Here is a 19,101-nt window from a genome sequence, read left to right as displayed (position 1 = left end):
TAACAACCTCCCGTTGGGTCAGTGAGGTGATATGCGAAAAACATGTCGGGTTTCAGAATGCAAAAAAAAAGCAACTGACGATAAATAACGTCAATTGCTCAGTGTTGGGTGGCTGAAAACAGGATTTGGTGTCCTTGGCCAGCGGTTAAAGGTTACCCGAAAAAATCAGCGGATCAAGCTGGCAGATACAAACCCATTTCAAAAGCATTGCGCAACCATGTTTAAACCCTGTTTAAATCGCCTCAGATTGGTTTAAACTTTTTTTCGAGTAACTTTGTACCCCATATGTCGTTAGCGTCAATCTGAGAGCGTTTGACGCATTCGCGCCTCTTTCTCGGCAAGGTCAGTGTCCAGCGCCTGTTCACGCCGCTGCCCCGGGTTATAGTTCCAACCGGGTTCAATGCCCTCTGGCAGGGTTTCAACTTCACCTGTTCGCTTGTTAACCCAACGCCTGGTTTTCCCTGCAGGTGATTCAGTGGTAACAGTGCCTGCCGCCATCAGCTTATCGGCTTCATACTGCGATACCTGGCGTATCCAGCACTGACAGCCCCAGGCATTGGGTGGCATATGCACTTGCCACCATGGATGGTCAACTGGCAATAGGGTGTTATTCCATTTCACGTGTTCAAGCCGGTGCTCCTGCGATGGCCCCAACTGATACAGCAAATACGGCATGGCACGTCTGGTGCGTTCTATGCGTTCCCATTGCCCAGCGGCACGGGCAGTGCGCATGTTGGTGCGGTAAATGGTTTTTATCCGGCCTTCACTGCCCAGTTGCACCGGCTTTGTTTCACCGGTTAACGGGTCATCCATCAGTTGCACGCCCCACCAACCCGACTTTACCAGCAGCGGTTTTAGCACGTCGCGGAACTGCTCGAAGGTCTGGCCATCGGCAATGGCCTGCTCAACCAGCTGCTTCACGTCGACCAGCAGATCGGCATTGAGCATCTTGGCCACGGTGAAGGCATTATTGTGTTCCTGCTTCCACACGTCGCGGTAATCAAAGCCTGGCTCAATGCCCTTGCGCTTGAACCAGGCCAGGGCCTCTTTGGGTACTATCTCTTGTGATGAACGGTTATCAGGCATCGGTGGCGTCCCCCAGGCCGCGAGCCTGGAACATGTACTGCGCCATCTGCTCCACAAACTGCTCGGCGCCGAGCTGCTGCTGCAGCTTGGGCAGCTCAGCCAGAAACGCCTCATAACTGTCTGAGCCTTTGGCCAGTGCCAGAATGGGGTTCATGAACTCCTCCGCCATCACCACCCAGTCGCCCATGGCTTCCTCGGTGAGGTTGTCGATTTCGGTATCGGCAGTATTGCGCACCCGGTTAAACGCCAGCTGCTGGCCACTGGGGCCATAGTTTCCCATACCTTGAATGCCCATGCTGTTCATGGCAACCGGCGGCACGTTGCCCATGCCAATCAGGTTCACTGGCGCCAATATCTCTTCGGCTTCTTCCGGTTCCACCAGGCTGAACTTGTCGCGCAGTGCCGCCGCCGACACCCGCAGCCCCCTGTCAATTAACGGGGTGATACTGTCAACCAGCATCTTGAGGTCTTCCGGCTCAGGCACATTAATCCGCACTTTGGGGTAATGTTCCTGCACACCCCAGTTGAGGATGATGAATGGCTTAACCAGGTACTCGTTAATGCAGGCGGCCAACTGGCGCGCATCCCACTTGGCAATATCGATACGCACATCGTTATGCACATTGGCCTGTGACTGGGAGCTGCCGTCATCGGCCGTCATGGTTTGCCCCAGCACGGCTTTGGAGATCTGCTCGTCACACCAGCGGGCCATGTTCTCAAAAAGGGTGTTTCCGCCATTGCCCTTGGCGGTTTCAATCAGGTCAATCTTCATCGACTCTGGGATCACCGCGCCGGCGTCAGAGGCGATACGGCCAATGGCATTTACCAGGGTTTGAATATCATCGGCACTGGCATTGGCGCCGTATTTACCCACCCGCACCGGAATGCCAAACACTTCGGCAAAGGCCCACCAATCGCGCACAGTGAAGCTTTTAAGCATGTACATCACCGCCACCAAGCGGGCCAAACCGTTACGCCACACGCTGCCACTCTTCGACCTTGGGGTGTGGATGATGAACTTGTAGGGCTCCAGCGCTGCTCCCTGGGGGGCATCGTCTGAGATAAGCAGAATTTGCTCCAGCGTTTGCTGATCCTGGCGCAGATAACGGGGGTCAACCCATTTGTAATCCTGCGGCTTCCAGGGCATGGCGCGGGTGTTCCACAAAATCTGCACCACCGACAGGCCCTTGCCGAGGCCATCGAGCAGGTCGAAGAACAGTTCTGGGATCATGTCATCGGTCATCAATTCGCGCACCCGCTCGGCCATCAGCAAATCCTGCGGCTCTTCGCTGTAAGCTTCCACCGAAGGCTCAATGGCTGCCACCGCCAGCTTGCGGGTACGCAGCTGCGCGGCGTAATGCAGATCGCGCTCTTCCATTTCCTCGGCCAGCGTCATATAGGCTTCTGGGTCGTTGCCATCAATCACACTGCGCAGCACCGCCGCCAGTCGCTGCGGGGTAATGGTAGAGGCCACACTCACAGGCCGAGGATTGCGCACGCCCGTGGTATAGGCACGGGCGATATCGTCACTGAGGATGGCCTTATCGGCCTTGATAGGGTTGCCCCGTGCGTCCAGAATTTGGCTCATAGTCTTATCCCTCTGCCGCGCAGATCCTGCTGCGGCATATCATCGAATCGGTTGTTGTCCTCGGCTGTACCGAAAAAGCGCCGCACTGTTTCATCGCCCTGGGGCTTGATGCTGTGCAGCTCGTAACGGGTGATGTCTTCTTTGGAGGCAAGGAAGCCCAGGAAGATGGCGATCGCACTGTCGCCGTGGCGCTTGTTGCCATCGCTGCCCGTGGTGCGGCTGTCGTCGATGCCGGGCACGCCACGGTACAGCTGAATTTGCCCAAGGTCGGTTATCACATCTTCATGCTTTGGCAGCGTGATTTCGTTATCTTCAAAAGCGGCTTTAAAGCGCGGCATGTTCTCGCGGTAGTAGGACTGCGTCAGCATCACTTCCTCAACTTCCGCGCCATATTTGTAGCGGGCCTGCTCGGCCAGATACTGACCATTGCCGCGCGCATCGAGCTTGATGCCGTCGCGGCGAGGCAGTCGATCGCAGATGAAATACAGGGTCTGCTCCTGCTGCTTGAAGGGCACGTTCTTCAGCTCAACCAGGAAGGGGACTTCGCGTTTGGTGTTGTCGTTGACCGTGACCGGCGCCATGACTGTCAAATCGCCAGTGCGGGCAAAGTCTTCGCCGAAAGCATGGCGCAGATGTTTTGGCAAAAGCAACAGCTGTGGTGCCACTTCCTTGTCCAGCCATTCCTGCATTTCGTTGATCCGCTCTGACTCGCCTGCCTGGTTGAATGCCGCACTGCCGGTAAAGCGCAGCACCGGCCCGACCAACCTGGCTGCGCGTTCGCGCAAACTGCGTGGGATATAGGCGCCGCCGCCGTTCTTGGGCACGCAGTAGTATTCTTCAAGCGCATCCTCTTCGGCGGCCGTAGCCTTAAGTAATCCGGCTTTCCAGTCATCTTCTGCCGCCTGGCTCCACTCCATGCCACGTATCTGACAGATGCGTTTGTACAGGCCATCGCGGCAGGCATCATCCAGAGTGATGCGGTGCACAGAGTAATCTTTCTTGCCGGCGCGGGAGTCGTTAATCAGCGAGTTAAACAGGTTTTCAACCCCGTTATGGGTTGAAATAAGCCTCACCTTGGCGCCCCACATGGTGAGCGCCAGCGCCGCTTTGAGCACCTCCGCCAGCCGCTCATGAAAGGCCGCTTCGTCTATGGTCACGTTACCCTGCATACCGCGCAGGTTGGATGGGTTGGAGCTGAGCGCCTGAATTTTGAAACCCGAGGCAAAGTAAATGGCGAAGGTCAGGATCTCTTTGCCATCAACGCCATCATCAATAAACACCTCTTCGTGGATTTCGCCGCCGGCTTTATCAAACACCTTGGCCCACATGGCCGCAGCATCAATAAACTCCCTGGCCATTTCCTTGTTGGAACCCACGTAAAAGTGATTGGTACCACCCGCGCCACGGCCAGCGGCAGCCGTCAGTACCGCATCAGCGGCTTCCGCCCAGGTTAAACCGGTACGGCGCGATTTTTCGGCAATCTTAAGCGGCGATGTATCCGCCACCCAGCGGCGCTGATACCCCAGCATTACCTCACCGGGATCAAATCGCTGCAGGTCTTCGTGATTGGGTACGGCGTCAACAGCAGACATCAGCGGTTACTCCACCAATTGGCGACAGCGGCTTTCAGTTCACCGCCACGCTCACGCCACCAGGACGGCTTTAAAAAAGCAAATGACACAACATCCAAGCCAACGCACCACAGCTTGGTAAATCCGGCACGCTGCACGCTCACAGGAACCATGCAAACAATGGTCTCAATTTGAATGCCATCGGCCCGCCACTCATCGAGATACTTTGGGTCAACATAGGTATGAAAACCCCAGGTCTTTTCATGCCCTTTGATAGTGATATTGCACAGCACTTTTTTAGCCATACGGCCTCCGCTTGTGGTTTGGCCCGTCAGGCGATGCCAAGGATTTCATTCTTAAGCGCCGCCACACCTTCAGCGGTCAGTCCCTGCCGTGTTGCCACCTTCTCCGCTGCCGCTGCGGCCTCCTGTGCAAATGCACTGCGGATCTCTTTCTCTACCTTGATACTCGACATCGAGGCCTGCTCGATGCGCTGCACCACCAGGGCCAACTGGCCCAGGGCCTTGGGTGATATCACTTCGCCTTCTTCCCCTTCGGCGGCCTCCATCATCTTCATCGAGGTTTCAAAGGCCATGGTGCGCACAAACTCCTGCAGCAGCTTGCCCACGTCTGAGGTGGGCGCCTGACCGAGTTTGCTTATCCACACTTCGGCCACTTCCCGCGACTGACGCAGGCGCTGCCCCATGTCTTCCATGCGCTTGGCGTAGCGGTTAAAGCTGGAGCGGCTTATCTTGGCGTCATCCGGCAGGCCTGCTTCCTCAATCATCTGATTGACGGCCTCGCGAATATCTTCCTGGGTCATGTCGCCACTGCGAATAAGCACATTCAGTGACGAACGTATCTCTTCCGGCAGCAGCTGGATTTTGCTTTTGCGGTTAACGGCAACCTGCATACTGCCCCCTTATGCCCGAGGCCGTTTAACGCCCGGTACAATCGCCTGACCTGTGGCCACGTCTTCGCCGCGGCTGGTCAGTCTGGCAATTTGACATTCCTGAATGTTGCGCACTGTGACCAGCCCCTGTTCATCCAGCCAGCTCAAATGGCTGCGCACCTGGTCGCGGCTGACCTTGTGGCCATAGGCATCCAGACACGAATCGATAATCGACTCGTTGGCCTCATAGCCATGCATTTCCATCAACGAGCGCAGGATCACCAGACGCTGGTCTTCAATCAGCAGTGTTTTAAATGACATAGGATCCTCTAATTATCGTCCTTTAAACGTTGTTCCAACAGCAGTTGCGCCAGGTGTTCAACCGGCTTTATCTGGGCGCGAAGCTCTTTCATTTCCCCCCGGGTTTCCGCCATTTCCACCATCAGCGCGGTAATTTGCTGCTGGGTTGGCAGCGCATCCACATGGGCCTGCAGTTCATCCACCTTCTTGTCCACCTTGGCAATGTCTTGCCTGACTTCTGTCAGCTCATCACGCTTGGCATACGTCTTGGACATCAGCCCCAATACCAGCATCCCCAGGGTACTCAGCACCGCCCACAGCATGGGCCAGTAGGTTTTAATCCACACTTCCATCAGCGGCGCTCCTTTGCACTCTGGCATTCAACGCAGCGCACGGCATCAGGGCACGCTGCCAGCCGTAACTGGACAACCAACTCACCACACCCAAGGCAGTAACGGTTGCCCTCATCATCTTCATCCGGCGCTTCTGTTTCCCGCTGGCGCTGCCTGGCAATCGCCTGCTCACGAAACTTCTGTTCGGCTTCCTGTGCCTGTTCAAACAGCTCTGTCATTAACGCCCCTTGAATAGATTCAATAAGGTACCGGTAACCTTGGCGCCACTGCCCTTGGGATAGGGGGCAAAGCCATCCAGTGTACGCAGGCCAAGGAACGCCCATGCCGGGCTCGACAATAACGCCGCCACCGCAACGTCCACGCCACTGCCGTAACCTGTTGCCCGCAAGGCCTCCATACCAAGGCAATACAACATGGTGGCCCACATAGACTGGCGTGCCATCAAGGGGCGGGTGGTGCGAATGTACGGGTCTTCGGCTTTATCGCCGGCGCGGATGGTTTCCTGGGTTTCCCGGTGCTGCGACTGGGCATCCTCATATGCCAGTTGCTGGCGGCGGGTGACTTCGCGATCCATTTCAATTTTCAGCCGCTCCAGTTCCACCAGGCTTTCGGCGGGCAGCTTTTGCAGCTCCCGCGCCAAGGCGGCTTCTTTTTGGCTTCCGGTCATACCGAGGACGCCATCAACCTGCTCCACCATCTCGGCCACTTTGTCGGCAGTGTCACTGCCGCCAAACAGCGATGAAATACCCCGGATGGCCGCTGGGCCAACCTCCATGGCGAGCTTGGCTGCGCCTAAAATTACAGCGAGTGACATTGTCTGATACTCCTGAGTTTGGAAAGTGTGTCTGTGCCCTGGGGCACGATGGATTGGTCAATGTGAATGCGAATGTCGCAGGCGCTCACGCCATGCCATCCAGCGTTAAAAAACGATTGCATGGTGCCATCGTGGCTGAAGAAGGGGGCGTGGGTTGGCACGGCGCTGCCGCTGCGGTGGGCCTGCAGTTCTGCCTCAAGCCGTTTGGCGCGGCCCTGTGCTTTTGAGTAGTCCCAGTTGCGGCCCATTAGTGCAGCTCCCAGGCCGCATCGGTCAGGTGCACCAGGCGGTTATGCCAGCCCTCAATAAAGCGCACCTGGGAAACATCATTGCGGATAATCCGCGCATACAGCCTGGCGCGGCGCAGACCATATCGGGCGCACAGGTATTCAACATCCATGCCCTGTACGGCGTTGCGAGTCAGCGGCCCCACCTTGCCATCGGGCTTGCTGCCAATAATCTCCTGCAGCAGTCTGATGGCGGTAACCGCCCCGTGCTGCACGGCCGCATCCAGCATGTACAGCGCAAGCGGCGCGGACCACTCCTGACAATGGGCGGCATTCCAGTAACTGCGGTGATAAATCCGCACCGCATCATCAATGCTCAAGGCGGCGATATCGAGTGCCGGAAACGCCCGCTTGCTGATGCCGAACTTGGTTTCACCGCCCGGATCCTTGGGGTCGTTTACATACCCCCCATTAGCGAGCAGGCCGCCTTCCATCTTCAAAATGAAGTAGACGGCAAGGCAAAATTCCGGCGTATAGCCTCGGGTGGAAAAGGGGAAGTCTGAAAACATCAAAGCACAACCAGATAAAGGAGCCTTATCGGATTGTGCTTTTTATATTGGGGCGGGTTTAATTAACGCTGATTGTTGCTATTGCTTGGCTACTTCACAACTGAACTTGTTTGAAAGCCTTAACATCCTGAGCTTCCAGCCGTTAAGCACGGCTTCTTTTGCTTCACCATCTTTTAAATGTTCACTGAATACACTTCTGATAATTTTTTGGTCAGCTGTTTCAGGGTCATTCCAGGTGTCTGCTTTGTTGTAATCAATAAATGCGGTGAGTTTATAACACGGCATTATCGAAATAATATCGAATTTCTGCGTTGGCGCGAGCACCACTGTCATTGAGCCTTTGGTATCGGTCAGGTTTATTTTGATATCACGATATTGATTACTGGATTCAGCAATATGGCTATCGCCCTTTTTATACCAGTCTGCCGCATAGATATTTGCCATTTCAAAAGAGTTAATTACATCTTCAACTTTTGATGCAAATGCATTCATTGAAATAATTGCGGACAATAACAGTAACTTCTTCATAGTCATCCCTTCAAAACAAATCCGGTTGTCTGTGCTTCACTTCGCGCTTGCGCATCTTAGCAACAACCCGGTAGATATGCTGCATCGATTTGTCGTATTTGCGCGACAGCTCCTCGACGTTATCGCCCTTGAACTCATGCCAGATAGACAGGTTCATAATCTCCGCTTCCAGCTGCCTGCCACGGGGCAGGTACAGCTGCACCCCGCCGAACTCGCGGCAGATGCGGTTTAACATGGCAATGGCGATTTTGGTGTCGGCCCCATGGCGCTCCAGTTCGTGCTTGAACATGGCATAGATTTGCCGCATCGCCTCCGGCCAGCGCTGCGATTCTTCATCCTCGGCCAAGCGTTCAACGTCTTCGAGGCTAACATTATCGAAGCCGAAAAAGTCGCCGTTCTCTTCATTCGCTGCATGCTTTGCTGGGGTTGAGTTCGCCATGGCCGTCACCGTTAAGATTATAAAAACTAAAACACTGGATAGAAAAACACCCCGCAACTGCGAGGTGTTTTCAGTATAAGGCATGGGCGATCCCACGGTCATGGGATTGACTCGTTGCAATAATGCTTCAGGTAAAAAGCGCTTAGCTTGTCATAGCCAACGGAACCAGGCGAACCGCCATTGGCAACAATCGCATCGGCCATCAGGCGATAATGCCACTTCTTCAACGCCTCCAGCACCTGCGCCGCCTGCTCCGAGGTGAGCCACTCCACCCGGTCAACGCCTTGACCGTTTCCGGTCTTGGTCATCCGCTTGGCGTAGCTGTTAAGCGCCACCTCGGTATTGCTGCGCACAAAGCCCTGGGCAAACATGGTTAGCCAGATGGCGCGGATCTTGGCCACCTCCGGCGCTCTGGCTCGGGAAGGCAGGGTGCGGCGCGGCTTAAAGCCCTGGGCTTTCATTTCGCTGACAACTGCATTCAGCTGGGCCTCACTCAGCCCCTTGGCACTGCGCACCCCGGTCACCTTCTGCAGCAGGTTGCGGTACATGTCATCGTCCAGGTGCAGCTCCCGCTTACCCACCTGCACCAGTTTGAGTAGGTTTGACATAAGCATCACGCCGTTTTCTGTTCGGTTGCTGGGTGGTAAACCGGCTTGGTTTCAACCCGGTCATGGTAGACAATTTTGTAGTAGAACTCGTCGCAGTACGGGCAGAACGTCAGCGAATCCCATACCCCGTCAGTCGTCTCAGGACAGATGGCTTTCATGCTGTTGCCACAGCAGGGTGCCTTGAACTCAATCACGTTAAAGCCGGCATCGGTAACCGCAGTTAACCAGGCTTGGTACGCCGCTAATCTGTTGTTTGACATGTCTTTCTCCTATGCCGCATTGCGGCTATTACTGTTATTCGAGCTGCGCTCGTTGCGATGCTCTGCCTGGCAGGCCTTGCAGCGGCACTGCAGGCCATCGGCCTCCCGGGCTGATGGCGACCAAAACAGGGTGTCCTGGGGCCAATACTCCTGGCAGCGCGGGCACAGCTTCTGCAACCCCACCTCGTCATCGATGATGGCCTTGCCATTGGCGAGGCGCCGCTGCAGCAGTATTGGATTCATCATGGGTGTGTATTCACCAAACATAATTCCCCCTGGTCTTCGTGCTTTTGCTAGTGTTTATTGGCTTTTCTGATAATGCGTTTCACCAGAGCAATTCTGGTTTTTTGCCCCTCTGCACCCTCCAGTCTGTTCAGCATGATTTCAGCCACTTGTTTTGCTTCATACGGGTTATTCTCAAGCATGCTCGACATGGTGATCTCAGCATCCTGCACGCTGGTACTAATCAAGCTGTTCGCTTTTTCATCTAACGTTTTCATCGATTTTTACCTCTGGTTTTTAGCTGGTTAAGAAGCAATTCGGCGCAGCTGTTCCCCGTTTACGCCATGGTTCAATGTCACGTCTTTTGCTGAGCGAAAGCCTTGATACTTGGCTTCATTAGCCAGCCGTCCGGCCCCTTTTGCCTCTCTGGCATTGCCATTGCTCAGGTTGATTTTTCCTTTGTAGCTCAGCAGCTCATCACGCTCTTTTTCTGAAAGTGCAAACCGTTGGATTTTGCTGTGAACGCCCATGCACCAACCTTCGCAAAACTGATCTGCTCTTTTGGTTTTATTTGGCTTTTTCATTCTCGAACTGAGGGTATCCAGATACTCTTTTCTGGCTTTGGTTAACTGCCGTTCCAAAACACTGAAAACATAACCGGCAATTTCAGGGCGTTCGTTATGGCCGTAAAACACAATTCGCATGTTCTTTAACGTGGGTTGAAAGTAGTATTCACAGCCGAATGCCTTACCGATTGAATGAGCGAGTATTAACAGGTATTGGGTTGGGGTTTTCGCCTTGAATAAGGCCTCTATCGTTGCATCGGTAACGCCAGCCAATTCAGGATCATCACTGCCTATGCCATGCTCCTGCATCAGCTTTTGTGCCCGTGATAGGGCCAACGCGGCTTCGTGCTGATTGCTGGATTTAGCCAGCCTCAATAACTTTTTAATCTTTTCCAAAACCTTATGACTCATCGTCCCATTCCTTCTCGTTAATCTTCACGTATCGCACCTTGGCCTTGGGAGCCTTGGCACTCCGCCAGTTCGGCAGGTTTTTATCAGCCCAGGTTTCAGCACACTGCTGGTCGCAGCGGTTGTGCTGCATGATGTAGCCAATCAGCTCCCTATGCCGTTTGAGCTTCAGCCCTGATATGGTCTTCATGTCGTTCATCCATCACCTGGTCAAACTCTTCGCGCACATTGGAATCCTGCTTGCCAAGCACATAGTTGAGGGCGGCGATATAGCCATCTTCAAAGGTGCAGTCGGGGAAGGCAGTGCCTTCCAGTTCAATCAGGCGTTCTGCCATGCTGATTTCAGCGTCTATTTCCGAGCGGCTGCGGCTCGAAATAAATACCCGCTTAAATTGGTTTGATGTTGCTTCAGGCATCGTATTGCTCCCTGGGTTGCTTGTTGTACACAGTCACGACATTGCGGTTTTGGATAAGAAAGTAGGCATGCTCACATTCCAATATCCGTTTTGGCCGCCAGCCAGAGCGCTTCTTAATCCGTCGCAGTTGCTGCTTGGTGGGGCGGCTGTCCGTGGCCAGCGCCTCAACCAATTGCGGCAGGGTGCGTCCGGTGCGCTGCCGCCATCTGTCTACTGCGTGGCGAGTCACCTTCACTTCGCCGCATCGGGTAAACAGCAGTAGCATGGGCAGCCCCTGCTACAGCTTGGCGATATCGAGTGATACCTGTTTGTAGCCGCCGTCTTCCTGGCGTTCGTACACCCGCAGGTAAGGCGTGGTACCTGTGACCTTGATGGAATCGCCAATGGCGTCCATGGCTTGGCGCCAGTCAGGATCCGCAATATTCAGTTGGCGCAGGCTCAGCACCTGGTTTACGTCGATGTTGCCTTGCTTATCGACCCGGAATGCCGAGTTAACCAGGGCTTTGATGTGGTCGTTCGACCCCACCGACCAGCGCTTGATGCATTCATCAATCTTGGCTTTGGCGGCCTGTATCCGTTCATCAAAAATGCGGTGTTCACCAATGGAGCGTTGCACCTTGTATTTGCCATCAAACGAAATCAGGGTGACGTTGCCTTTGGCGCCGCCGTACTTCACATCGTGCTCGGCGGCTGATATGTCCACAAAGTCGGCCACCTGCGCCATGGAGGTGCCTTTGTACAGGCTCATCTTGGCTTGCAGCTCCTGGGCAAACATCACGATGGACATCACCACCTCATCGCGCAGCTTGTCTATTTCTTTGATTTGGCTTTCAGGTACCAGATGCCCCTGGGCGTTTTTGCGAAAACCGGCGGGGATGGTGTTAGTGGTTGTGGTCATGGTTTTACTCCTTTCTTAATGCTGTTTTTGATTCTTTCTAACGAAGTCAATCAATGTGTTACTAACGTGTACCGGTAAGTTTTCACCCACATGGTGGGCGGCCTTATTCAGAAAACCAGAACCGCCTTCGTTTACTTCGCAGGCGATTTCGACCAACCCGTTTTCCAGTTGTCGCAGAGTGAGGGTCACGGACGATTCATGCTGTTTTGACATGCTTATCTCCATTAAAAGTTGCGTGGCCACACGCTGATTAACTCGGGTGAATAGGGGTTAAGGGTTTGGCAAATTTCGGCGGTGGCGGGCAGGCCATCGTCTTTCCAGCGCACCAGGCAGCCATTGAAGCGAGCCACACACACCTTGTCTTCAATGCCGTGATGCACCTGGGTGATGTGCGCCGCCTTCTGCCGCAGTTTGCGGGTGGGGTTTTCAATATCGATAACCGGCAGCGGCTGGTCGTTGTTTATCTCAAGCACAATGCAACCGGCCATGGATAACCGGCCTACGGCGGTGAGCGATATCGCTTGCTTTTCCAGTTTGGTTTTCATGTCACACCTCACTCATCAGTTGGTAAATCAGCCCTGGGGCCAGTGCCACTTCATCAGCGGCAAGGTTGTCCAAACACAGGTCCTGATAGCGGCGCATTACCGGGCGCTTGAATTGGTAGTGCTGCCCATGGCGGTTTTGAATAACCCGCTGTGCCTGATGGCGGCTGCCATCGCACAGCGTTACTGCTACGGTTTCTTGCTGATAAATTGCATTGCCTTCCATTGCCTTAGTCCTTTTTGTCGAAGTACCACACCCGGCTGTCGCCGCTGGGTTTGATGACGATCACCTTCCAGCCAACCAGCCATTTGTTGACGATGAAGCGGCTGGCAAAGCGGCCCAGATACAGGCTGACCGAGAAGGCCAGCAGGTACAGGTAAATAGCCATAAACGTTTCCATACCCACCTCACTCATTGGTTTCCAGCTCAGCAAACGCGGTGCGCAGCATGGCTTTGGTAATGGCGCCGCCCTTGGCAAACATGGCCGCCAGCTTGAGGGTTTTACTCAGCAGCCTAAGGCCACCTGGGCGCTCGCTGATTTGGATCATCAGCCCAACTTCATCCTGCCCAGTGATACGCCAGGCACCGGCAATGGCCTTTACGTCGGCCAGCTTGGTTTTGTGGATACCGCGCTTTTTGGCGATGCGGCTGAACAGGCGGGCAAAGTCTTCGTTGCGGCGGCCACCGGTCAGTTGGGTGTACACCTTGTTGTTGCCAACAAGCGCCATGCCAATGCCGGTTTCTTCCTGCAAAATGCGCAGCTCTTCCAGCGTGGGGTAATCCAGGTGGTCGGCTTCATCCACAATCACCAGCCCTTCACTGCCTTTCAGGCGCTGGCGGATAACGCGCGACAGTGGGCCCTTGGTGCGCGGTGCCTGGTCCATGCCCAGTTCCATGGCAATTTCGTACAGGCATTCGGTAAGGGTTGAACGGCTTGGGCTGGCGGTAACCTTCCACACGTTGTTATTGCAGCGCTGGTATTCGTCCAGGGTTTTGCTTTTGCCCACACCTGAGGCGCCATACAGCACCACAATCGACTCAGTGATTTGCGCGTAGCTGAGGTCGTCCATAATCTGCTTGGCGGTTTGAGTCATCACAAAGCCGGGGTCAATGCTTGGGTTGGCGTCGCGCTGGTCGCGCAGCCTCAGCCAGTTGCCCAGTTTCTCGACTATCTTGGCCGGGTTGGCCTTGTACTGGCCGTTTAAAATCTGGCTCAGGGTGGAAGGCGATACGCTGATTTCCTGGGCGATTTGTGCCGCGCTCACCCGCTTGGATTCAATCAGGCTGCTCACGCGCATCAGTACATCGGTTTGGCTGGCTTCTGCCTTTTGCAGAGTCACTACGTTTTCCATCGTCAATCCTCGTTATCAGTGGTTTAAATTGGGGTTAAAGGCGGTTTTTTTGTTTCAGTTCGCGCAGGTACGCCACGCTTTCACTGAAGTTGGTTTCGCATTTGGCCTTGTGGTCGATGTCGCTTTCTTCTTCAAAGGCCACCGCTGCAGCGGTGTTGCCAATGGCAGCGGGGCGCATCATGGTGACTACCTTGGTTTCGGGAATAACCTCTTCGGCAACCGGCGCCATCATGGCGGCCAGCTCCAGTGAATCCACGCTCACCTGCGCTTCGGCGGCCTGCTTGTTGGCCTTGGTAACCTGAGTGCGCTTGCGCTTGTGTTCGCGGGCAGCCTGGGTATCGCCAAAGGCCACTTTTTCAAGGCACTCAGCGGTGCAAATGTGCACCCCGTTGAGGGCATACACTTCTACCGATGTGTAGGGACTAGTTAAATGAACAATTTGTAGAGACCTGGAAGTAGCTGGGATTTCTTGGGAGTAGCTGGGATTTTTTGAGGGCTGTGATTGGCTGTAGGGTGCGCTGGTAGCGGGTTTGATAGGTTTGCCGAGATGTTGGGATTGATTGGCATTTCTCGATAACAGTGGCGTACATTAGATTTTATTAAAATGAGCAATGAATCGCAAAAAGGCTCAAAAACGGATGATTTGGACTACTAAATTGAGCAATAAAATAATTAAACACTGTAAATTTAAAAATGTTTAAATGCTTGATATTTGTGGATTTATAAATTTAACATTTTTTCATGCAAGTGAGTTTAGATCTTTTGCCCCCTCCAGGAAAAGGACGAATCGTACTTTTCTAATGAAGACAGATCCTTTGCTTTTAAGTGGTTGATAGTGAATGAAATAATTGAGAACGCAAGGCGATAGGGAAAAGATCGCAACGGACGCATTGGATGTGTGCGGACGTAATTGGTCGGCGCATTTCCTAAGACGACAGAGAATGAGGAAGCTCGCTTTTTGAAAATCATCAATTTACTAAACTACATTTTATTTAATATCAATCTCTTATTTGTTTTTCGGCTTTTATTTTTGCGACTGTTCGAAAAATACCTTCAAACTTGGATTTTCTTAAAACTTTCTCTCTCAAACTTGAAAACGTCATTAAACATCCAACCTCAAAATGATTAATATGTTAGCAATTGATTTATTGGATTATTTTTCTATTTTTTGAAAGGGATGACATGGCGAGCTTGAACTTTGCCAAACTTTGTGTATCATCATAAGTGCGCTAGCAAAATCTAGCGTCAGGATTGAGACCCTGTTATATCACAAGGCTGACAATACACGCCTTTAGCGTGTTTTTTTGTCTTTGCAGTTCTACGTTATGGTGGACTGGATGAGGCCAACTTCGGTTGGGCCGTTGCCTTGTAGCGGTAGTCTCAACCTTGTCCAGTTCACCACCAGAGAGATTGAGACCTCCTGTTGGTGAGTAAACGCCATACAAGGAGGGCGTCTCATGCCTAGTTCACGTCAAGATCATACCTCTAGATCACCACTCACTCTGTCCATCAATAATGAAGTTATCCAGGTTCTACACCCTTGCAATAGCGACGCATCAGCTGTAGAAGATTACATACCCAGCATTGACTTTCGAAGTGACATACACAAATCAATTGAGACCGTAGCCGGTAACTTAAATGGCTTCTTCAAACTGTATAATCATTGGGTTAAAGGCGACACCAAGTGCGACTATTCTGTTGTAATGGAAATGACGATTAAGGCAAGCCTGATATCATCACAGTTTGAGCGAATCTCAAAGCAATGCAAAAAAGACAGAGGCGTTACCGGAAATAGTCCGCTCACGTTAAAAGAACAAATTGACTTTCTGACATTATCAGAATCTTTGAACGTAACTCCATCTGAGTTGATATCGATGATAAAGAACTCTGTTCTTGAGAGGGTGTCAAAATGAATGATGAACGATTGACATCAGCAGAGAGCCACGAGTTGGCTAGCCTTGTTCATACTATTGGTGCAAGAAACGTTCTTACTATATTGCGGAATGCATCTGCACCAAAAAAGAACAAGCGAATTTATAACTTTCAGAAATTGCCATCTGATATAAAGGCTAAAGTTGCTGTAATGGTTTCTTCTGGTAAGTACTCACAGAAAGATATGCTTGATTATATTAATCTTGAAATAGAGAAAAGAAAGCTTGATGTTAAAGTTAAGGTTTCAAGAACATCATTAAATCGATTCCTGAATAATGTGGTTTATGGTAGATTGCCAAGTTAAGCAAAGCATCCTCAATTAGACGAAATTTAAGCCCCCTATGTGGGGCTTTTTGTTGTCTTTTATTAATCCGCATTACTATATAAATCACGTCATGTAAATTAACATTGTTTGTAAATTTACATGACGTTGGTGGATCATACCGTAATGAGTGACAATCTATTGCTGATTGGATTTCTGGTTGATGAGTTTTTTGGCTTGTCTCCAAGAGATAAAGAAAGCGAAGAGATTTTTAAGGCAATCATTTCTGACGTGGAAGCGATGGCTACGCTTGTAAACGGTAAAGTGTTCCATCAGGTTTACTTTAAGAAGTTCAGAGAGCTTTGCAGCCTCATAGGTGAAGGTGTCATAGTTAATTGCATCAAGAGAGGTGATGCCGTAAGTGATGTGGCCTTCAGGTTTGGGGTCAGCTCAATTCATGTTTACAGGATATGTAAAAGAAACAAGTTAAAGGTTCCCAAAGTAGGTAAAGAAAAGGAAGGGATTTGTGAGATTATAAACGAGATCGAAAGCAACATTCTATCAATCATGCTTGCCGATGGTTTTAGTTTAAATCAAGCAAAAAGAGAAATGGACATTCTTAATAAGTCAATATGTCGCATATAAAGGGTGTTTAGAATGTCTGTAAACTGGAATGATATAGCTAAAGACAATAAGGCTATAGAAATAGGTTTGAACATCATAAAACAGAATAGAGGAAACAGTCTGTTTTTTGATGAGCTCATGACCAGAGCTAAGTCTCTTGGTTTTGATGAGAAAGAGTCTTTCAAATTCATTAGTCTGTTAATTTCAGTTGTTGGCGGCTCTCAGATTTATCTTCCCAAAGAGGAAAGCTTTAAGAAGTTAATCGTTTTTAGGTTGGTTTATGCTGATTTCACAGGTGACAATGTGTCAGAGCTTTCTAAAAAGTATGATTTGTCAGCACAAGCTATATTCAGAATAGTAAAAGCGTGCAGAGCAGCCGATAAGGAATCGAGAAAGGCAATGGAAGGGGTTAAGTAGATGTTCGAATATGACCTTATAGATGGCGTTGTAGTTGATGGCGTAAGAGTCAAAAATTTTTCAATAAAAAATCTTAGTCCTTCAGAGTCAAAAAATATTCAGAATATTGCAAGCGCGCAATATAAGACAATTAGTAGTAGCAAAAATTTTAAAGTGGTAAATGATAAACATGCTTTATCTATAGAGGGGTTGATATATCTTAACGAGCACACAGCTGCATCTATCGCTAAGCTCGGTGAGGAAGTAGTAAGCCTTTCATTTTCTGATTTATGCGGTTTGGGAGTGACTGCTCAAGATTGGCAAGTGATCCTGAGCGCAAGCATGGCTGTAGAAGAGTACTTTAATTGTGCGTCAGGCGAATTGCTCGCCTAATCGATTCTAATGGATTTTCTTTGTATTGGCGTGTGATGTGTCGGAAAAAAAAGTTTAAATCAATATGGTTCGATTTAAACATGGTTTAAACATGGTTTCGAGGGTTGGTTAATGGGTGTTGTCGCTCTTTGTAATGAAATCGGCGAAATAGCGCCGGAATGGGTTCAGGTTCTTCCTGGTGGGCCAGACATAAAAGGCTTGGATGGACGAAGCTGGATAATGCGTGATCCCAAAGCTGTGATCCATGCATTTAATGAGATGAAGGTTCCGATGGTCATTGACTATGAACACGGGCAAGAGATCAAAGCTCCGAAAGGTGAAGAAGCGCCAGCTGCTGGTTGGGTTGAACAACTTGAAATAAGAAACGGTGAAATATGGGCCAAGGTTGATTGGACAAAGAAAGCGTCCAACTCAATAAGTTCTCGTGAATACCGCTTCTTATCTCCGGCTTTTCATTACAACTCAGACAATGAGATTATCGCTTTATCAAGTGTTGGATTGACTAATAAGCCTAACCTTGTAATGCAGGCTTTGAATTCAAGAAAAGATGAAAAGTGGTCAAAATATTCAAAGGCATTGGGTAAAGAAGTTTCAAGCGATGAGGAATTGCTTTCCGCTCTCAATGCACGTGACTTGGATGTTAAGCAAAAAGAAGCAGAGCAGATCGTTGACGGTTTTATTAGTGATGCTGTGTTTGCTCCATCTCAACGAGACTTTCTCATTGCTTGCTGCCGTAGCCAGGGCGTAGAAAGTTTTACTGAGTTTGCCTCGAATACATCTGGACTTTCATATTTGAACAAGGAAGTTTCTATTAATCGAAGTAAAGATAAAGCTCAGGATGGATTGAACGACGTTCAAGTTGCTGTTTGTCGGAATGTTGGTGTTTCACCAGAACGGTTTTTAAACATTAAGAAGAAAGAGGTTTAACTATGCCTGCTCCAATTGATATTAACGCTGTTGTTATTGAGTCAGCAACTGCTTTTGCGGCCCGCTTTGATGGTGGTATGTCATCAGCAAAGCCAGATTACCCGCAAGTGGCTACAGTATTGCCATCATCCGCCGGTGCAACTGGTTATGGTTGGCTTGGCGACTTCCCTCGCTTAAAAGAGTGGATTGGTGCCAGACAGTTCAAAGAACTTAAGAAACATGGATACAATATCGTCAACAAGCTGTTTGAATCATCCGTAAAGATCCCTCGGGTTGACTATGAAGATAATGACTATGGCCGCTATGGAATTGTATTCGAAGAAATGGGGTATGATTCGAAAATCTATCCTGACGAATATATCTTCGGATTGTTAAAGGATGGGTTCACTGAGTTGTGCTATGACGGCCAACCTTTCTTCGATGCCGATCATCCATCAGAAGATGGAGTAAACACGTTCTCCAACGTTATCGGTGACCCTGATACAGACGCAGGACCCGGCTGGTATCTTTTGGACACCAGCAGACCATTAAAGCCTTTGGTTTGGCAGGAACGTTTAGCTCCTGAGTTCCAGTCTGTAACTGAATCGAGCGATTTCAATGTATTCACTACCGATGATTACTACTTTGGAACTCGTGCAAGGGGTAACGCAGGCTTCACCTTCTGGCAAATGGCCTTTGCGTCTAAGGCTCCATTAACAGAAGCCAACTTTGAGCTCATGATTACCAAGATGATGGAGCAAAAGAACAGTGAAGGTAAGTCGCTCAAGGTAAAGCCAACGCTCTTGGTTGTTCCTGTCTCTCTCAGGGCTGCTGCCGAAAAAATAGTGTTACGGAAAACGCTTGAAAATGGCGAAGACAACACTAATTTCAAGGCGGTTGACATCCTGGTATCCCAAGACCTTTAAACACCAACGACAAGGCTAGCTC

34 protein-coding genes are annotated in these 19,101 nt (G+C 50.8%); 6 read left to right on the top strand and 28 right to left on the bottom strand.

The window, feature by feature from the left end; translation table 11 throughout:
- Window positions 1–297: 297 nt before the first annotated feature.
- The 28 genes from STH12_RS05040 to STH12_RS04910 form a co-directional block, all read right to left on the bottom strand.
- Window positions 298–1,086 carry a phage head morphogenesis protein gene (locus STH12_RS05040; protein WP_126166545.1) on the bottom strand — a complete coding sequence of 263 codons (789 nt, stop codon included), beginning with the start codon at window positions 1,084–1,086 and terminating at the stop codon, window positions 298–300.
- Window positions 1,079–2,674 (bottom strand): DUF935 domain-containing protein, encoded by a 1,596-nt coding sequence (locus STH12_RS05035; RefSeq protein ID WP_126166544.1) that lies wholly within the window; start codon window positions 2,672–2,674, stop codon window positions 1,079–1,081. The genes STH12_RS05040 and STH12_RS05035 overlap by 8 nt, the downstream gene beginning before the upstream one ends.
- Window positions 2,671–4,266 (bottom strand): terminase large subunit domain-containing protein, encoded by a 1,596-nt coding sequence (locus tag STH12_RS05030; protein ID WP_126166543.1) that lies wholly within the window; start codon window positions 4,264–4,266, stop codon window positions 2,671–2,673. Before STH12_RS05030 ends, STH12_RS05035 begins: the two co-directional genes overlap by 4 nt.
- Complete coding sequence (locus STH12_RS05025; RefSeq protein WP_126166542.1) at window positions 4,266–4,550, bottom strand: hypothetical protein; 285 nt, start codon at window positions 4,548–4,550, stop codon at window positions 4,266–4,268. Before STH12_RS05025 ends, STH12_RS05030 begins: the two co-directional genes overlap by 1 nt.
- 26 nt (window positions 4,551–4,576) lie before the next feature.
- Window positions 4,577–5,158, bottom strand: coding sequence for a DUF3486 family protein (locus tag STH12_RS05020; protein ID WP_126166541.1), 582 nt, complete (start codon window positions 5,156–5,158; stop codon window positions 4,577–4,579).
- A gap of 9 nt (window positions 5,159–5,167) precedes the next feature.
- Entirely contained in the window at window positions 5,168–5,458 is a 291-nt protein-coding gene (locus STH12_RS05015) for a VpaChn25_0724 family phage protein (RefSeq protein WP_126166540.1), read from the bottom strand.
- Window positions 5,459–5,466: 8 nt separating this feature from the next.
- On the bottom strand, window positions 5,467–5,790 hold the full coding sequence (locus STH12_RS05010) for a DUF2730 family protein (RefSeq protein ID WP_126166539.1): 324 nt from the start codon (window positions 5,788–5,790) through the stop codon (window positions 5,467–5,469).
- Entirely contained in the window at window positions 5,790–6,008 is a 219-nt protein-coding gene (locus STH12_RS05005) for a TraR/DksA C4-type zinc finger protein (RefSeq protein ID WP_126166538.1), read from the bottom strand. The genes STH12_RS05010 and STH12_RS05005 overlap by 1 nt, the downstream gene beginning before the upstream one ends.
- Window positions 6,008–6,604: a hypothetical protein gene (locus STH12_RS05000; protein ID WP_126166537.1), complete on the bottom strand. Its 597-nt coding sequence runs from the start codon at window positions 6,602–6,604 to the stop codon at window positions 6,008–6,010. The genes STH12_RS05005 and STH12_RS05000 overlap by 1 nt, the downstream gene beginning before the upstream one ends.
- Window positions 6,589–6,852: a hypothetical protein gene (locus STH12_RS04995; protein ID WP_126166536.1), complete on the bottom strand. Its 264-nt coding sequence runs from the start codon at window positions 6,850–6,852 to the stop codon at window positions 6,589–6,591. The genes STH12_RS05000 and STH12_RS04995 overlap by 16 nt, the downstream gene beginning before the upstream one ends.
- The gene (locus STH12_RS04990; RefSeq protein ID WP_126166535.1) at window positions 6,852–7,400 is read right to left on the bottom strand and encodes a glycoside hydrolase family 108 protein; all 549 of its coding nucleotides are present in this window, start codon (window positions 7,398–7,400) and stop codon (window positions 6,852–6,854) included. The genes STH12_RS04995 and STH12_RS04990 overlap by 1 nt, the downstream gene beginning before the upstream one ends.
- Window positions 7,401–7,478: 78 nt before the next feature.
- Window positions 7,479–7,928 (bottom strand): hypothetical protein, encoded by a 450-nt coding sequence (locus STH12_RS04985; RefSeq protein ID WP_126166534.1) that lies wholly within the window; start codon window positions 7,926–7,928, stop codon window positions 7,479–7,481.
- 10 nt (window positions 7,929–7,938) lie between these two features.
- On the bottom strand, window positions 7,939–8,367 hold the full coding sequence (locus tag STH12_RS04980) for a Mor transcription activator family protein (protein WP_126166533.1): 429 nt from the start codon (window positions 8,365–8,367) through the stop codon (window positions 7,939–7,941).
- Between the two features lie 98 nt (window positions 8,368–8,465).
- Window positions 8,466–8,975, bottom strand: a complete 510-nt coding sequence (locus tag STH12_RS04975) for a gp16 family protein (RefSeq protein WP_126166532.1) — start codon at window positions 8,973–8,975, stop codon at window positions 8,466–8,468.
- A gap of 5 nt (window positions 8,976–8,980) precedes the next feature.
- Window positions 8,981–9,235: a hypothetical protein gene (locus STH12_RS04970; RefSeq protein ID WP_126166531.1), complete on the bottom strand. Its 255-nt coding sequence runs from the start codon at window positions 9,233–9,235 to the stop codon at window positions 8,981–8,983.
- Window positions 9,236–9,244: 9 nt separating this feature from the next.
- On the bottom strand, window positions 9,245–9,502 hold the full coding sequence (locus tag STH12_RS04965) for a hypothetical protein (RefSeq protein ID WP_126166530.1): 258 nt from the start codon (window positions 9,500–9,502) through the stop codon (window positions 9,245–9,247).
- Between the two features lie 26 nt (window positions 9,503–9,528).
- The gene (locus tag STH12_RS04960; RefSeq protein WP_126166529.1) at window positions 9,529–9,735 is read right to left on the bottom strand and encodes a hypothetical protein; all 207 of its coding nucleotides are present in this window, start codon (window positions 9,733–9,735) and stop codon (window positions 9,529–9,531) included.
- Window positions 9,736–9,762: 27 nt separating this feature from the next.
- Window positions 9,763–10,434: a DUF2786 domain-containing protein gene (locus STH12_RS04955; protein WP_126166528.1), complete on the bottom strand. Its 672-nt coding sequence runs from the start codon at window positions 10,432–10,434 to the stop codon at window positions 9,763–9,765.
- Entirely contained in the window at window positions 10,424–10,621 is a 198-nt protein-coding gene (locus STH12_RS04950) for a hypothetical protein (RefSeq protein ID WP_126166527.1), read from the bottom strand. The genes STH12_RS04955 and STH12_RS04950 overlap by 11 nt, the downstream gene beginning before the upstream one ends.
- The gene (locus tag STH12_RS04945; RefSeq protein ID WP_126166526.1) at window positions 10,584–10,847 is read right to left on the bottom strand and encodes a hypothetical protein; all 264 of its coding nucleotides are present in this window, start codon (window positions 10,845–10,847) and stop codon (window positions 10,584–10,586) included. The genes STH12_RS04950 and STH12_RS04945 overlap by 38 nt, the downstream gene beginning before the upstream one ends.
- Window positions 10,840–11,112: a hypothetical protein gene (locus STH12_RS04940; RefSeq protein WP_126166525.1), complete on the bottom strand. Its 273-nt coding sequence runs from the start codon at window positions 11,110–11,112 to the stop codon at window positions 10,840–10,842. Before STH12_RS04940 ends, STH12_RS04945 begins: the two co-directional genes overlap by 8 nt.
- Before the next feature lie 12 nt (window positions 11,113–11,124).
- On the bottom strand, window positions 11,125–11,745 hold the full coding sequence (locus STH12_RS04935; RefSeq protein ID WP_126166524.1) for a DUF3164 family protein: 621 nt from the start codon (window positions 11,743–11,745) through the stop codon (window positions 11,125–11,127).
- 15 nt (window positions 11,746–11,760) lie between these two features.
- Window positions 11,761–11,958 (bottom strand): hypothetical protein, encoded by a 198-nt coding sequence (locus STH12_RS04930; protein ID WP_126166523.1) that lies wholly within the window; start codon window positions 11,956–11,958, stop codon window positions 11,761–11,763.
- An 11-nt stretch (window positions 11,959–11,969) separates the two neighbouring features.
- The gene (locus STH12_RS04925; RefSeq protein WP_126166522.1) at window positions 11,970–12,290 is read right to left on the bottom strand and encodes a hypothetical protein; all 321 of its coding nucleotides are present in this window, start codon (window positions 12,288–12,290) and stop codon (window positions 11,970–11,972) included.
- 1 nt (window position 12,291) lies between these two features.
- Window positions 12,292–12,513, bottom strand: coding sequence for a hypothetical protein (locus STH12_RS04920; RefSeq protein WP_126166521.1), 222 nt, complete (start codon window positions 12,511–12,513; stop codon window positions 12,292–12,294).
- A 4-nt stretch (window positions 12,514–12,517) separates the two neighbouring features.
- On the bottom strand, window positions 12,518–12,676 hold the full coding sequence (locus tag STH12_RS21425) for a hypothetical protein (protein ID WP_164551146.1): 159 nt from the start codon (window positions 12,674–12,676) through the stop codon (window positions 12,518–12,520).
- Between the two features lie 19 nt (window positions 12,677–12,695).
- Window positions 12,696–13,640, bottom strand: a complete 945-nt coding sequence (locus STH12_RS04915; RefSeq protein WP_126166520.1) for an AAA family ATPase — start codon at window positions 13,638–13,640, stop codon at window positions 12,696–12,698.
- A 34-nt stretch (window positions 13,641–13,674) separates the two neighbouring features.
- Window positions 13,675–14,043, bottom strand: a complete 369-nt coding sequence (locus tag STH12_RS04910; protein WP_218567775.1) for a hypothetical protein — start codon at window positions 14,041–14,043, stop codon at window positions 13,675–13,677.
- Window positions 14,044–15,549: 1,506 nt separating this feature from the next.
- On the opposite strand from STH12_RS04910, the gene STH12_RS04905 reads away from it, so the two are divergent.
- From STH12_RS04905 to STH12_RS04880, 6 genes are all read left to right on the top strand, one after another.
- Complete coding sequence (locus STH12_RS04905) at window positions 15,550–15,876, top strand: hypothetical protein (RefSeq protein ID WP_126166519.1); 327 nt, start codon at window positions 15,550–15,552, stop codon at window positions 15,874–15,876.
- Window positions 15,877–16,020: 144 nt separating this feature from the next.
- The gene (locus STH12_RS04900; RefSeq protein WP_126166518.1) at window positions 16,021–16,479 is read left to right on the top strand and encodes a hypothetical protein; all 459 of its coding nucleotides are present in this window, start codon (window positions 16,021–16,023) and stop codon (window positions 16,477–16,479) included.
- Window positions 16,480–16,491: 12 nt separating this feature from the next.
- A complete protein-coding gene (locus tag STH12_RS04895) occupies window positions 16,492–16,875 on the top strand; it encodes a Mor transcription activator family protein (protein WP_126166517.1) in 384 nt (127 codons plus the stop codon).
- Window positions 16,876–17,247 (top strand): hypothetical protein, encoded by a 372-nt coding sequence (locus tag STH12_RS04890; protein ID WP_126166516.1) that lies wholly within the window; start codon window positions 16,876–16,878, stop codon window positions 17,245–17,247.
- A gap of 111 nt (window positions 17,248–17,358) precedes the next feature.
- A complete protein-coding gene (locus tag STH12_RS04885) occupies window positions 17,359–18,174 on the top strand; it encodes a phage protease (protein ID WP_126166515.1) in 816 nt (271 codons plus the stop codon).
- 2 nt (window positions 18,175–18,176) lie between these two features.
- Complete coding sequence (locus tag STH12_RS04880; protein ID WP_126166514.1) at window positions 18,177–19,079, top strand: Mu-like prophage major head subunit gpT family protein; 903 nt, start codon at window positions 18,177–18,179, stop codon at window positions 19,077–19,079.
- The last annotated feature ends 22 nt before the right edge of the window (window positions 19,080–19,101 follow it).

Origin of the sequence: Shewanella khirikhana (assembly GCF_003957745.1) — a bacterium.
GTDB classification, from domain to species: Bacteria; Pseudomonadota; Gammaproteobacteria; order Enterobacterales; family Shewanellaceae; genus Shewanella; species Shewanella khirikhana.
The sequence above is the reverse complement of the archived record's forward strand: the minus strand, read 5'-3'. Positions and strand labels throughout refer to the sequence as shown.